The sequence below is a fragment of the Bariatricus sp. HCP28S3_A4 genome, from assembly GCF_052066395.1.
Classification (GTDB): domain Bacteria; phylum Bacillota; class Clostridia; order Lachnospirales; family Lachnospiraceae; genus Allocoprococcus.
Map to the genome: position 1 here is coordinate 31,279 of NZ_JBQHSE010000016.1, position 13,925 is coordinate 45,203.

Below are 13,925 nucleotides of genomic sequence, written 5' to 3' on the forward strand. Positions count from 1 at the left end.
CAAGCAGGGCCAGAAGGCTTTGCCAATATGTATAAGGAGGGAAGGACCGTGCCACGTAAAGGACATACTCAAAAAAGAGACGTATTAGCGGATCCGTTATACAATAACAAAGTTGTTACAAAACTTATCAACAACATCATGTTAGATGGTAAGAAAGGTGTAGCACAGAAGATTGTATACGGAGCATTTGAAAGAGTTGCAGCAAAGGCTGATAAGCCGGCTATCGAAGTGTTCGAAGAAGCAATGAACAACATCATGCCAGTACTTGAAGTAAAGGCAAGACGTATCGGTGGTGCAACATACCAGGTACCAATTGAAGTAAGAGCAGACAGAAGACAGGCTCTTGCACTTCGTTGGCTTACATTGTATTCTCGTAAAAGAGGAGAGAAGACAATGGAAGAAAGACTGGCAAATGAAATTCTTGATGCAGCAAACAACACTGGTGCATCTGTAAAGAAAAAAGAAGATATGCACAAGATGGCAGAAGCAAACAAAGCATTTGCTCATTACCGTTTCTAAAACTGGGACATATTATAAAATGTTCCGGAAACAAGATGCAGAAGATCGTCTCACAGTGCCTGCATTATGCTGCGCATAGAGACGAATCTGCGCGACAAATATTAGGAGGACAAAATCTTGGCTGGAAGAGAATATCCATTAGAGAGAACCAGAAATATCGGTATTATGGCACATATTGATGCTGGTAAGACAACTCTTACAGAGCGTATCTTATATTATACCGGTGTTAACTATAAGATTGGTGATACTCATGAAGGAACTGCTACCATGGACTGGATGGAACAGGAGCAGGAAAGAGGTATCACAATTACTTCAGCAGCTACGACATGTCATTGGACTTTGGAAGACCATACAAAGCCGAAAAAAGGTGCTCTCGAACATCGTATCAACATCATTGATACTCCGGGACACGTTGACTTTACCGTAGAAGTTGAACGTTCACTTCGTGTACTTGATGGTGCCGTAGGTGTATTCTGTGCTAAGGGTGGTGTTGAACCTCAGTCAGAAAACGTATGGCGTCAGGCAGACACATACAATGTACCGAGAATGGCTTTCATCAATAAGATGGACATTTTGGGTGCAGATTTCTACAATGCAGTAGAACAGATTAAGACAAGATTAGGTAAGAACGCAATCGTTCTTCAGCTTCCAATCGGTAAGGAAGATGATTTCAAAGGAATCATTGATCTTATGGAAATGGAAGCATATATCTACAATGATGATAAGGGAGATGACATTACAGTTTGTGAGATCCCGGAAGATATGAAGGATGATGCAGAGCTTTATCACCAGGAATTAGTCGAAAAGATCTGTGAATTAGATGATGATCTGATGATGATGTATCTGGAAGATGAAATTCCGTCAAATGATGAACTGAAAGCAGTTTTAAGAAAAGCTACATGCGAGTGTACAGCTGTACCTGTTTGCTGTGGTTCTGCTTACAGAAATAAAGGTGTTCAGAAACTTCTGGATGCAATTATTGAATATATGCCGGCTCCGACTGATATTCCGGCTATTAAGGGTGTGGATGAAGACGGAAATGAAGTTGAAAGACATTCATCCGATGAAGAGCCGTTCTCAGCTCTGGCGTTCAAGATTATGACTGACCCGTTCGTAGGTAAACTGGCGTACTTCCGTGTTTACTCAGGAACAATGAATTCTGGATCTTATGTGCTGAATGCAACAAAAGGAAAGAAAGAACGTGTTGGACGTATCCTTCAGATGCATGCAAATAAGAGACAGGAATTAGATAAGGTTTATTCAGGAGATATTGCTGCTGCAATCGGATTTAAGTTCACCACTACCGGTGATACAATCTGTGATGAACAGCATCCGGTTATTCTTGAATCCATGGAATTCCCGGAACCGGTTATCGAGCTTGCTATTGAGCCGAAGACCAAAGCTTCTCAGGGTAAACTTGGTGAATCACTTGCAAAACTTGCAGAAGAAGACCCGACCTTCCGTGCTCATACAGATCAGGAAACAGGTCAGACCATCATCGCAGGTATGGGTGAGCTTCATCTGGAAATTATCGTAGACAGACTTCTTCGTGAATTTAAGGTAGAAGCTAATGTTGGTGCACCTCAGGTTGCATACAAAGAAGCATTTACCAAGGCAGTTGACGTTGACAGCAAATATGCTAAGCAGTCCGGTGGTCGTGGACAGTACGGACATTGTAAAGTTAAGTTTGAACCAATGGATGCTAACGGAGAAGAGACATACAAGTTTGAATCTACCGTTGTCGGTGGTGCAATTCCGAAGGAATATATCCCGGCTGTAGGTGAAGGTATCGAAGAAGCTATGAAGGCTGGTATTCTTGGTGGATTCCCGGTTGTTGGTATTCATGCTAACGTTTATGACGGATCTTACCATGAAGTTGACTCTTCTGAAATGGCATTCCACATTGCAGGTTCCCTTGCATTTAAGGATGCGATGAAGAAAGCTGAGCCTGTACTTCTTGAGCCTATCATGAAGGTAGAAGTAACCATGCCTGAAGAATACATGGGCGATGTAATCGGTGATATCAACTCTCGCCGTGGACGTATCGAAGGTATGGATGACCTTGGCGGAGGAAAGATCGTAAGAGGTTATGTACCGCTTTCTGAAATGTTCGGATACTCTACAGACCTTCGTTCGAGAACACAGGGACGTGGAAACTACTCAATGTTCTTTGAAAAATACGAACCGGTTCCGAAGTCTGTACAGGAAAAGGTATTATCTAACAAAAACGCATAAAAAATGCGAAAAAGGCTTGAAAAACTGTATTATTTGAAATATAATCAGAATTAGCCGAGTTAAAACATCGAAACTAAAAATGCCCAAAGTGGGTGCTATATTTAAGGAGGATATTCAAAATGGCAAAGGCTAAATTTGAAAGAACAAAACCGCATTGTAATATCGGTACCATCGGACACGTTGACCATGGTAAAACAACTTTAACAGCTGCTATCACAAAAACTCTTTCTCAGAGAGTACCTGGTAACGCTGCAGTAGATTTCGAAAACATTGACAAAGCTCCGGAAGAAAGAGAACGTGGTATCACAATCTCTACAGCTCACGTTGAGTATGAGACAGAAAAACGTCACTACGCTCACGTAGACTGCCCGGGACATGCTGACTACGTTAAGAACATGATCACTGGTGCTGCTCAGATGGATGGTGCTATCCTCGTTGTAGCTGCTACTGATGGTGTTATGGCTCAGACAAGAGAGCACATCCTGCTTTCTCGTCAGGTAGGCGTTCCTTACATCGTTGTATTCATGAACAAATGTGATATGGTAGATGATGAAGAACTTCTTGAATTAGTAGAAATGGAAATTCGTGAACTTCTTGATGAATACGAATTCCCGGGAGATGACACTCCGATTATCCAGGGATCAGCTCTGAAAGCTCTTGAAGATCCGTCAGGAGAATGGGGAGACAAGATCATGGAACTTATGGATGCAGTAGATTCATACATTCCGGATCCAGAACGTGCAACAGACAAACCATTCCTTATGCCTGTAGAAGACGTATTCTCTATCACAGGACGTGGAACAGTTGCTACTGGTAGAGTAGAACGTGGTGTTCTTCATGTTTCTGATGAAGTAGAAATCGTTGGTATCAAAGAAGAAAACCGTAAAGTAGTTGTAACAGGTGTTGAAATGTTCCGTAAACTTCTTGATGAAGCTCAGGCTGGTGACAACATCGGTGCACTTCTTCGTGGTGTTCAGAGAAACGAAATCGAAAGAGGACAGTGTCTGTGTAAACCAGGTTCAGTAAAATGCCACCACAAATTTACTTCTCAGGTTTACGTATTAACAAAAGATGAAGGTGGACGTCATACTCCATTCTTCAACAACTATCGTCCACAGTTCTACTTCAGAACAACAGACGTAACTGGTGTCTGCGAACTTCCAGAAGGAACAGAAATGTGTATGCCTGGTGACCACGTAGAAATGACATGTGAACTGATCCATCCAGTAGCTATGGAGCAGGGACTTCGTTTCGCTATCCGTGAAGGCGGACGTACAGTAGGTTCTGGTGTAGTTAAAGAAATCATCGAATAATTTCTTTGAATTAACATTATTGCAAAATATAAATCCCGGGAAACTAAAGTTTCCCGGGATTTTGGTATCAAAAACATATCTTATGTATCAAAATTGAAAAATCTCTTATCAACCCTTACTATATATCTTCAGAAGAATATGTAAAAAGATGGGAACAAGTGACGTATGAGAAAAAAGCATTTGCAGAAGGGACAGTTGAAACAAAGGCATTGCCAATTAATATTGGCTTAATTGATACATTAATTAAAGAATATTTGATTTGATATAAGATATTATTCTGTGTAGAAAGCATGCCAGAAATAAGTTTTCTAATATACCAAAAGCATGCCGGAGATAAGTTTTCCAATACATCAAAAGCGGGCCGTTAAAAAAGAGAAGATATATATCTTCCCCTTTAACGTATTATACATACAAAAAATATATCTCTTTTATCCCTGATAAGGATTCACATGCACCATAATATGCTTTACCTTCGGAAATTCATTTTCAATAGCATCATGTGTTTTCTCAGCAATCTCATGTGCCTCATTCAGTGAGAGGTTTCCGTCAGCACTGATTTCAATATCAACATAGATCTTATTGCCAAATACGCGGGTCTGAAGGAAATCAATACCCATTACACCGGTTTGAGATTCTGCGAGGCGTCTAATGGCATTTTCTGTATCAATATCACAAGAATGATCTACCATTTTATCTATTGCATCCTTGAAAATATCCAAAGCTGCTTTCGCAATAAAGAAACAGATGATCAGGCTCGCAATCGGATCAAGAATAGGAAATCCCATGCGGGCCCCTGCAATACCGATCAAAGCACCTATGGAAGAGAGTGCGTCGCTTCTGTGATGCCAGGCGTCGGCCATTAGTGCACTGGAATCGATTCGTTTGGCATTGATTCGAGTATACCAGTACATGGCTTCCTTCGTGACGATGGAGATCAAAGCAGCTATAAGTGCAAGCTGTCCGGGGATGGCGAGAGATTCATAATTTCCACCCATAATATTCTGAAGAGCCTCTGCTCCTATTGCGAGTCCGGTGAATAGAAGCACCACGGACAGTATAATGGCAGCGACGCATTCGAAGCGCTCATGACCATAAGGATGTTCTTTGTCGGAATCTCTGGCGGATAATTTCACTCCTATAATTACGATAATGCTGCTGAACACATCGGAAGCCGAGTGAATTGCATCGCTGACCATCGCGCCGGAATGTGCGAGGATACCTGCCAGAAGCTTAAAAGCCGAGAGGATAAAATTGCCGATAATACTTACCATAGTTACCTTTGTCGCGACTGCTTCGAAATAATCAGAAGAAGACGGCTCGGAAAGATTTGTGTTGTTTGTTCCCATAAAAGTTACCTCCTGTTAATAAAGTATGATAGCTCTATGTCACTTGCTTGATTGTCGAAAGGGTGTTTCTTCGTATATGAAGTGGGGAGAAAATGAGATGTCATAGAAAAAATATGACCATGTAATAAAAAAACACCCACGAACCCAGTAAAAGCAACTACTGTCCCGCGGATGCGTTATCCACTGCCACTTATGTGACCCGGCTCCCTTGGCATATGCCACGGCCTGCTCAGTTTGTACTGTAGATTAATATGCAGTGCAAAGAGTATTGAAGATAATATAGCAAAATATAGGAGAATTGTCAAGCAAAAAACGTGTATATACTTGAACTGCTAAATTTTTTATAATACAATCAATTGTATTAAGCATTTAATAATCACGGGAGTATAGTAAGAACGATGATACATTTGTATTTGGCAGACATAGAGGATCTGGAGAAGATAAATGATATAGAAGGTGCGCTGAAACTTTTGACGGAGGAACGCAGAAGAAAGTACCTAAAACTCAGAAATGAAAAGGCGAGGAGAGAATGCCTGGCTGCCGGGCTCCTTTTAAGAAAGGTGCTCGAAATACATGGAGTGGATTTGAAAACGGTGCATACAAATGATGACGGGAAACCGGAGGCAGAAGGAATCTGCTTTAATCTGTCGCATTCTGGAAATGTTGTGATATGCGCTGCCTCAAAGGATAATGTAGGATGTGATATCGAGAAGATCGGAAGTGCACCGAAGCGGGTTGCAGAGCGGTTTTTCTGCGAAGATGAAATCGACTGGATCGAGAGTTTTGCGAATGAAGACAAAAATCGGGAATTCTTTCGAATCTGGACGATGAAAGAAAGTTATTTGAAAATGACTGGCGAAGGACTTCGGACAGCATTGAACAGTTTCCGGGTATTTCCGGATATCTTGAAGATTTCCAGAGAAGGAAATATGCAGCCTTGTCTGATGAAAGAATATAAATATTCCGGATATCAGATTACCGTATGTGCAATGGAAGAAGAATTCGCGGAGCAAATCATGCGGGTTGCTCTCCTTTGAAAAGATTGAATTGAAGGAAAGGGTAAAACAATGGAAGAAAATGATGAAAAAAAGGTGGAAAAAGAAAGAGATAAAATCATGATTATCGGAGCATCGATTCTTGATGTGATGGTCAGACCTGCAGACAGACATGTATTTGAAACGGGATCGAGTGCTGCAGAAGATATCAGCATATCCTTTGGAGGAGATGCACTAAATGAAGCGACTGTTCTAGCGTCTCTCGGTAAGAAAGTGAGTTTGCAGACCCTGATCGGGGAAGATGCAGAGGCCGGAATGATCAGAAGGCATTGTACAGATATGGGAATTGCTTTACAGACGAAGAATAAGTATGAAAATGTAAAAACAGGAGTAAATGTCGTGCTTGTGCAGGAAAATGGAGAACGGAATTTCCTCACGAATAAGAATGGGAGCCTTCGGAAGCTTACAGTGGAAGATCTGGATATTCCATTTCCCGATGATATCGGAATTCTATGTTTTGCCAGTATTTTTGTATTTCCTGAGATCGGGAATCGTGAATTAGAGTATATTTTCAGGACGGCAAAAGAGCAGGGGATTCTGGTGTGTGCAGATATGACGAAAAGAAAATTTGGAGAAAGTCTGGAGGATGTAGCGGATGCGCTTGGTTATGTGGACTATCTGATTCCCAATGAAGAAGAAGCGTGTCTCCTTACGGGAGAGAACTCTGCGGAACTGTCTGCTGAACGTTTTATAGAAGCGGGAGTCGGCTGCGTTATTATCAAATGTGGATCGAGAGGATGCTACATCAGAACCAGAGAGAGGAAAAAACATATTGAAGCAGTGCGGGACGTGAAATGCATCGACACGACTGGAGCCGGTGACAGCTTTACGGCGGGATTTCTCTATGGATTGTCGGAACAATGGGAAATTGAGAAATGTGCTGAATTCGCCAATCAGTGCGGAGCCAATGCGGTTCAGGTGACCGGTGCAGTTAATTGGTGTATTTAGATACATTAAGCAACATAATGTTTTCAATAACCTCTTATGTATAGTAGAATATATTAAGAGGAGCATTGAAAAGATGAAGAATATTTTTATGGAGAATCAAAAAGAAATTACATTTGAAGAGTATATGGCATATAAGAAGGATGGAAGGGAGAATCTGGGGGATAACCTTCCTGTAGCTGTTTACCGTATGCTGGAGTATTCTCTTAGAAGCACGCTTATTGAGGAGTATGGAAAGGAAACGCAGATCAAGATTTTCCGGAAAGCGGGTTATCAGGCCGGTACATTTTTTGCGAAGAATTATCTGAATTGCGATTTGCCTTTGGAACGTTTCCTTGGAGATCTGCAGACACAGATGGAGACTATGAAAATAGGTGTACTTCGTGTAGAAGGTGTAAACAGTGATGATGGAACAATTATGCTGACTGTTTCGGAAGATGCAAATATGAATCATCTTACATGGCAGGCGAAACAAGTGGCTGCGGGAGATTATTCCCAGCATGTTTCTTATCTTGGGGAATTTTCGGAAGCCTTTAATACAATGATAGAACAGCTTCGGGAAAGAGAAAATCTGCTTATGAAAAAAGCGGAAATGGCTGAAAATTATAATCGACTTCTGATTGAACTGACACATTCTCATCAGGAATGTATTATGGTGGTTGATGCACATTCGGGAGAGATCGTATATTGTAATAAGTCTAAGAACGGAGACGGTGAGTTCGCGGAAGGAAAATGTAGTACCTGCTGTGGTTGTGAACAACGACTGACAATTCATGATGAAATATTGAAGTGGAAAGATACAGAGAAAAAAATATCAAGAAATGATTCGGATAAATATACTGTTTGGGAAAAAGAAGACAGTGAAGGACGAATCTATCAAATAACAACCTATGCTATTGAATGGAAGGAAAAAGAGGTATACGTACATATTATTACTGATATTACCGAAAGTCGCAGAAAAGGTATGATCTTGGAAGATAAGGCTTATCGTGATCCAGGGACAGGACTTTATAATAGGCGGTATTTTGAAGAGTATATGGAGCGGGCTCTTTTGAAGAGGGAACAGCTTACGTTGTGCTATATCGATATTGATGGACTGAAATATGTGAATGATAAATATGGACATCTTGAAGGCGATAATTATATTGCGATGATTGTAGCCGCAATCAAGAATAAAGCAAAATATATACGGGTGTAGCTTTTGGGGCTGCACCCGATATTTTTTCCTTTATTGCGCCTCATAAGTGGCCTTTGCATTCCGGATAAGCATGTTGAACTTATCAGCATCCCAGGCTGCACGTCCTGTGAAAAGTCCGTCAATGGAAGGCTGTACAATCAGTTCGTTTGCATTTCCCGGATTTACGCTCCCGCCGTAAAGAACCGGAATCTCATCAGCTGCTTCGCCGAAAATCTCCCGCAGACAGTTCTTGATGACTTTGTGCATTTCTTCCGCATAATCTGCGCTCGCCGGCGTCCCGTTTACGCCGATGGACCATACTGGTTCATAAGCAACCCAAATATTATTTGCTTGTTTGGCCGGAACATCATGGAATCCGATTTTAAGTTGTGTGCGGAGCACTTCTGCGCTGATGCCGAATTTTTTTTCTTCTGCAGTTTCACCGATGCATAACAGTGTGGTGAAACCATGATTCAGGGCGGCTTTTACTTTTTTGTTCTCTTCTACGTCTGTTTCTCCGAAAACATGGCGTCTTTCAGAATGGCCAATCATTACCAGATCCAGGCCAAGCTCTTTCAACATAAGAGGAGAGATCTCACCGGTAAATTGTCCCTGGTCTTCCCAGCTCATATTCTGTGCACCGAGTTTTACATATTTACGATCGACTTTGCTGGTTGCGCTTTCCAGTGTTGTGTAGGACGGGATGATAAATAATTCAATCTCGTCACGGCTGATGTCTTTTGTGTTTTCTACCAGCCTCTGTAAATATGCTACAGTGTCCTGAATATTCTTATACATTTTCAGGTTGCTTCCAAAATAAAGTTTCTTTTGCATGATATCCTCCTTTAAATTGAATATAGATGTGTTTATCTGTAAGATTGTATCCAATACTGACATGAAAATTATACTACGAAAGCGATGAAAAAACAATAGAAAAAACAAATGACAAATAAAAAACAAAAAAACGAAAATAAACGAAAAAACAGGGGTGAATTTTTGGGAATAATGCATAAAACCAAGGGCGAAAAAATGGATAACGTAACGAAATAACAAAAAATACTTGCGTAAATAAAAATAATAATATAAAATGAAATTACAAACGAAAGGCAAACGGAAGTTTAAACGAAAATAAACGAAAAGGAGAACGAAAAATGAGCGAAGCGAAATTCAAACCAGTAACAGCTATTACCATGGGAGATCCGGCAGGAATCGGACCGGAAATTGTAGTAGGAACTATGCTTGACGAAGGAATTCATGAATGCTGCAAGCCATTCGTAATCGGAAGCATTGCCATTCTGGATCGCGCGGCAAAAGTACTTGGAAAGGAATTAAAGTACAACAAGATCGAAGATCCGTCTGAAGCAAAATACGAGTACGGAACGGTAGACGTACTCGAGACCGGAGATTATGATACAGATTCCATCAAATGGGGCGAGGTTCAGGCTCTGGCAGGACAGATGGCAATCGACTGGATTATGAAGTCAATCGAACTCGGTATGGCAAAGAAAGTAGATGCTGTTTCTACATCTCCGATTCATAAGGGAGCAATCAAACTTGTTGGCATTAAAGAACCGGGACACACAGAGATTTATCAGCATCAGACAAATTCTCCATATGCACTTACCATGTTCTCATGCCATAAACTGAGAGTATTCTTTGTAAGCCGTCATATGTCACTTGTAGATGCATGTCACTATGCAACAAAAGAAGTGGTTCTCGAGAATGTTATCAATATTGATAAAGAGCTCCGTAAAGTAGGAATTGAGAATCCGCTGATCGCAGTTGCAGGACTGAATCCGCACAATGGTGATAACGGACTTTTCGGAACGGAAGAAATCACAGATCTCGGACCGGCCGTAAAAGCAGCTCAGGAGATGGGAATCAATGCAGTAGGTCCATGCCCGGCGGACTCTGTTTTCCACATCGGCAAATCTGGAAAATATGATGCGATCCTTTCACTCTATCATGATCAGGGACACATTGCATGTAAGACACTTGATTTCGAAAAATCAGTTACCTTAACATTCGGACTTCCGTTTATCAGAAGCTCTGTAGACCACGGAACAGCATTTGACATCGCAGGAAAAGGAATTGCCAACAGCATCAGCCTGATCGAGTCAACCAAAGTTGTTGCTGAGTATGCGGCAAAGCAGCATGAGAAGGAAGCATAAATAGAACGAAAAGGGAGGATTTCAGCCATGCCAATTATTGGTTCAGTAGCAGATGACCTTACCGGCGCAACCACAACAGGGGTATTGCTGGCAAGAAGTAAAGCAAGAACGGCAGTATTTTTCAATGTAGAAGCTGCCACAAAAGCGGAAGGCGTTGATGAGCTGGACGCAATTATTATCAGCAGCAACAGTCGGCCACTTCCGGCGAATGAGGCATATGACAAAGTAAAAGAAGCAACAATCGCTCTGAAAAGCATGGGCGTGAAATATTTCCAGAAGCGTATTGACACAACATGCCGCGGTGGAATCGGAGTTGAAATTGATGCAATGCTGGATCAGCTGGATCAGGATACCGTTGCAATCGTTGTGCCGGCCATGCCGCAATCAAGAAGAATCCTGGTTGGCGGTTATTCCGTCATCGACGGAGTAGCGCTCATCAATACTCCGGTAGCACAGGATGTTCGTACACCGGTAAAAGAAAACTACATACCAAGACTGCTTGGCGGTCAGACAAGACGTAAAGTCGGACTTGTCACATTGGATAAAGTGCTTGCAGGTGACGAAGTGATTAAAGAAGCTTTAAAAGAAGAGCGCGAAAAAGGATGCGAAGTGATCGTAGTAGACGCAATCACCCTGGAAGATGTAGAGAATATTGCTCAGGCATGCATTTCTCTTTGCTGGGATGTTGTGAGCGTGGATCCGGGGCCGTTTACTTCCAAACTGGCATATCACAGAAGCCTGATTGGCATGGAAGAAGCCAATATTCCGCCGGAGGCAGATGAAGCAGGCAAGACAGTACTGATTGCCGCAGGAAGCGCGACACCGGTAACGAAGAAACAGATGGAAATTCTTTGTCAGGACGAAAGACATGTCCGGATCAGCGTAGAACCGATTCCGCTGATTGAAGGCGGAGAGGAAGCCGTAGCGGAAGTAGAGAAAGCGGTTGCAAAGGCGACGGAATTTCTGAGTGCAGAAACAAGACCGCGCGCCATCCTGTTTGAGACAGCTCTTCATGGAGAACTCCTGAATCTGGACGAAGAGGATTCCAAACGTCATTATGCAGGAGGCATGAGTGCAAATCGTATCAATGCAGGCCTTGGAAGAATCATTTCCCGCGTATTGGAAAATACTGGAAAGGAAAAGATTGCGGGACTTTACACAACAGGTGGAGATACCATGGTAAATGTATGTTATCAGCTTGGTGTAGAATGTCTGGAGGTGCTGGATTATGTAATTCCGCAGACAGATATCGGAAGACTGATCGGAAGTGCGTATAGCGGTCTGCCGGTAGTTGGAAAGGGCGGACTTACCGGAAACGATAATACTGCATGCGATATTGTAACACGACTTTTCCGCGAAACGGCAAGAAAATAGATAGATTGAAAAAATCACGGTTATGGCAAATAGAAAATAAAAATGTAGAGGAGAAGAGAGAAAATGAGCGAAAACACAAACAAACCTAAAGATCTTGATTTGTTAAACAAAATGAAAAACCTTCCGGGCGGGCTGGTTATCATTCCACTGGTAATCGCTGTACTGCTTGCAACATTTGTACCACAGGTATTCCAGATCGGTGGATATGTAACAGCGTTGTTCTATGAAGGTAATGCATGTATGATGGGATTCTTCCTTATTGTATGTGGTTCAACAATTAACATTAAACAGGTAGGTATGCCGCTTTACAAAGGTGTTGTACTGACAGGTATCAAATTTGTGCTTGGTGTACTTCTCGGTCTGGCAGTAGGTAAAATCTGCGGACCTACAGGATTCCTTGGTATTACTCCATTCGTTATGATCGCAGCGATCACAAACTCAAATGGTTCCCTTTATATCTCACTGTCTTCACAGTTTGGTAATGCGACAGATACAGGTGCTATCTCAATCCTGTCTCTGAACGATGAACCGTTCTTCACACTGGTAGCTCTGGGAGCAACAGGACTTGCATCTATTCCGTTCAAGTCTCTGATCGCAACATTGATCCCGATTCTGATTGGATTTATCTGGGGTAACCTTGATGCAGGATTCAGAAAAGCATGTGCAACCGCACAGCCGATCGTTACATTCTTTATGACAATTTCTATTGGAGCAAAGACCGATGTTAAGACGATCCTCACAGCAGGAGCTTCCGGTATCGTGCTTGGTCTTATCTCTGCTGCAACAGCTGTTATTTTCTTCTTCGTATTCAATCTTCTTCTTCCGAAGAAGGAAAGAAATGCTATGGGCGCAGCAGTTGGTACAACCGCTCTGAACTCTGCGATGACTCCGGCAGCCGTTGCAGAAGCTGACCCATCCATGGCAGGATATGTAGATATGGCTACAGCACAGTGCGCAACCGCGTCTATCATTACACTGTTCCTTGCACCGTTTATTACCGCATTCTTTGATAAAATGATGCAGAAGAAACAGCTTGGTATCTACTCACCGGAAGGCTGGGCACACGAGAAGGTAGTGAAAGCTGAATAGTTTGAAATGAAATTTACAGAATAGAAAACGAAAATATTTGTTATAATGGTGGTAAAAAAGTCCTCTTGTGTGTTACAATACAAGAGGACTTTCTGACGTTGCCATGCATACGACAAAAAGATCTGCCAGATCTTTTTGAACGGAATATAATTTTTGCCGGACGGTATGAAAGTTTCCGGTATATGGAGGAACGAAAATGAAAGAAAAAATAACAGTCAAAATGACGGACAAGTATTTGTTTGATTTTACACTTTACCATACGTATTCTAAATTTGCCGGTTTTCTGACGAATGTATTGGGAGCGGCGATCGCGTTCATGGGTATTATCATGTGGATCATGGGGAAAGCAAAGGGCTTGAACGTGCTGTTTTATTTTGTGGCGGCGGCGATTTTTATCGCATATACACCTCTGCTCCTGAGATTCCGGGCTAAAAAGCAGGTGCAGGAGATTGAGCAGTATCGTGAACCAAATGAGTTTACCTTTGATGAAGAAGGAATTACGGTTGAATGGAAAGGGAAGGTTCGGAATTATCCTTGGGAGAAGATTGTCAGGGTAGTTGCAGCGCCCAAAACGATTGGGTTTTATTATGATGAGAATCAGGCTTTGATCGTTCCAAAAGAGGATTTCAAAGACCGATTCGTGCCGATTATGACGATGGTAACGCAGCATGTGCGTCCGGGATGTGTGCGGCTTAGATAGA

At 42.1% G+C, this 13,925-nt stretch carries 12 protein-coding genes and 1 riboswitch; of the genes, 10 read left to right on the forward strand and 2 right to left on the reverse strand.

Annotated features, from left to right (window positions below; translation table 11 throughout):
* Window positions 1-48: 48 nt before the first annotated feature.
* From rpsG to tuf, 3 genes are all read left to right on the forward strand, one after another.
* On the forward strand, window positions 49-519 hold the full coding sequence (gene rpsG, locus ACTNBF_RS09495) for a 30S ribosomal protein S7 (protein ID WP_427806077.1): 471 nt from the start codon (window positions 49-51) through the stop codon (window positions 517-519).
* 117 nt (window positions 520-636) lie between these two features.
* Window positions 637-2,754 carry an elongation factor G gene (fusA, locus tag ACTNBF_RS09500; RefSeq protein WP_427806076.1) on the forward strand — a complete coding sequence of 706 codons (2,118 nt, stop codon included), beginning with the start codon at window positions 637-639 and terminating at the stop codon, window positions 2,752-2,754.
* A 119-nt stretch (window positions 2,755-2,873) separates the two neighbouring features.
* Window positions 2,874-4,067, forward strand: a complete 1,194-nt coding sequence (gene tuf, locus ACTNBF_RS09505) for an elongation factor Tu (RefSeq protein WP_427806075.1) — start codon at window positions 2,874-2,876, stop codon at window positions 4,065-4,067.
* Window positions 4,068-4,495: 428 nt separating this feature from the next.
* Here the strand turns inward: tuf and ACTNBF_RS09510 are convergent, their stop codons facing one another.
* Window positions 4,496-5,413, reverse strand: a complete 918-nt coding sequence (locus ACTNBF_RS09510) for a cation diffusion facilitator family transporter (protein ID WP_441089146.1) — start codon at window positions 5,411-5,413, stop codon at window positions 4,496-4,498.
* A gap of 158 nt (window positions 5,414-5,571) precedes the next feature.
* Window positions 5,572-5,656: riboswitch (NiCo riboswitch) on the reverse strand.
* A 170-nt stretch (window positions 5,657-5,826) separates the two neighbouring features.
* On the opposite strand from ACTNBF_RS09510, the gene ACTNBF_RS09515 reads away from it, so the two are divergent.
* The 3 genes from ACTNBF_RS09515 (at window position 5,827) to ACTNBF_RS09525 (ending at window position 8,611) form a co-directional block, all read left to right on the forward strand.
* On the forward strand, window positions 5,827-6,450 hold the full coding sequence (locus ACTNBF_RS09515; protein WP_427806073.1) for a 4'-phosphopantetheinyl transferase family protein: 624 nt from the start codon (window positions 5,827-5,829) through the stop codon (window positions 6,448-6,450).
* 30 nt (window positions 6,451-6,480) lie between these two features.
* A complete protein-coding gene (locus ACTNBF_RS09520; protein ID WP_427806072.1) occupies window positions 6,481-7,416 on the forward strand; it encodes a carbohydrate kinase family protein in 936 nt (311 codons plus the stop codon).
* 73 nt (window positions 7,417-7,489) lie between these two features.
* The gene (locus ACTNBF_RS09525) at window positions 7,490-8,611 is read left to right on the forward strand and encodes a diguanylate cyclase (protein ID WP_441089147.1); all 1,122 of its coding nucleotides are present in this window, start codon (window positions 7,490-7,492) and stop codon (window positions 8,609-8,611) included.
* A gap of 30 nt (window positions 8,612-8,641) precedes the next feature.
* Here the strand turns inward: ACTNBF_RS09525 and ACTNBF_RS09530 are convergent, their stop codons facing one another.
* Window positions 8,642-9,424 carry a triose-phosphate isomerase gene (locus tag ACTNBF_RS09530; protein ID WP_427820017.1) on the reverse strand — a complete coding sequence of 261 codons (783 nt, stop codon included), beginning with the start codon at window positions 9,422-9,424 and terminating at the stop codon, window positions 8,642-8,644.
* A gap of 317 nt (window positions 9,425-9,741) precedes the next feature.
* Between ACTNBF_RS09530 and pdxA the strand changes: the two genes are divergently transcribed.
* The 4 genes from pdxA to ACTNBF_RS09550 all read left to right on the forward strand — a co-directional run bounded on the left by pdxA (window position 9,742) and on the right by ACTNBF_RS09550 (window position 13,924).
* A complete protein-coding gene (gene pdxA / locus ACTNBF_RS09535; protein ID WP_427820016.1) occupies window positions 9,742-10,761 on the forward strand; it encodes a 4-hydroxythreonine-4-phosphate dehydrogenase PdxA in 1,020 nt (339 codons plus the stop codon).
* Between the two features lie 27 nt (window positions 10,762-10,788).
* The gene (locus ACTNBF_RS09540; protein WP_441089148.1) at window positions 10,789-12,135 is read left to right on the forward strand and encodes a four-carbon acid sugar kinase family protein; all 1,347 of its coding nucleotides are present in this window, start codon (window positions 10,789-10,791) and stop codon (window positions 12,133-12,135) included.
* Window positions 12,136-12,198: 63 nt separating this feature from the next.
* Window positions 12,199-13,224 (forward strand): 2-keto-3-deoxygluconate permease, encoded by a 1,026-nt coding sequence (locus tag ACTNBF_RS09545; RefSeq protein WP_441089149.1) that lies wholly within the window; start codon window positions 12,199-12,201, stop codon window positions 13,222-13,224.
* Window positions 13,225-13,420: 196 nt separating this feature from the next.
* Entirely contained in the window at window positions 13,421-13,924 is a 504-nt protein-coding gene (locus ACTNBF_RS09550) for a YcxB family protein (protein WP_427820013.1), read from the forward strand.
* The last annotated feature ends 1 nt before the right edge of the window (window position 13,925 follow it).

What these genes read in the sequence shown, in the direction of transcription:
- tuf (WP_427806075.1), top strand. Translation starts at nt 2,874, where the DNA reads ATGGCAAAGGCTAAATTTGAAAGAACAAAACCGCATTGTAATATCGGT.
- ACTNBF_RS09510 (WP_441089146.1), bottom strand. Translation starts at nt 5,413, where the DNA reads ATGGGAACAAACAACACAAATCTTTCCGAGCCGTCTTCTTCTGATTAT.
- ACTNBF_RS09520 (WP_427806072.1), top strand. Translation starts at nt 6,481, where the DNA reads ATGGAAGAAAATGATGAAAAAAAGGTGGAAAAAGAAAGAGATAAAATC.
- ACTNBF_RS09525 (WP_441089147.1), top strand. Translation starts at nt 7,490, where the DNA reads ATGAAGAATATTTTTATGGAGAATCAAAAAGAAATTACATTTGAAGAG.
- ACTNBF_RS09530 (WP_427820017.1), bottom strand. Translation starts at nt 9,424, where the DNA reads ATGCAAAAGAAACTTTATTTTGGAAGCAACCTGAAAATGTATAAGAAT.
- pdxA (WP_427820016.1), top strand. Translation starts at nt 9,742, where the DNA reads ATGAGCGAAGCGAAATTCAAACCAGTAACAGCTATTACCATGGGAGAT.
- ACTNBF_RS09540 (WP_441089148.1), top strand. Translation starts at nt 10,789, where the DNA reads ATGCCAATTATTGGTTCAGTAGCAGATGACCTTACCGGCGCAACCACA.
- ACTNBF_RS09545 (WP_441089149.1), top strand. Translation starts at nt 12,199, where the DNA reads ATGAGCGAAAACACAAACAAACCTAAAGATCTTGATTTGTTAAACAAA.
- ACTNBF_RS09550 (WP_427820013.1), top strand. Translation starts at nt 13,421, where the DNA reads ATGAAAGAAAAAATAACAGTCAAAATGACGGACAAGTATTTGTTTGAT.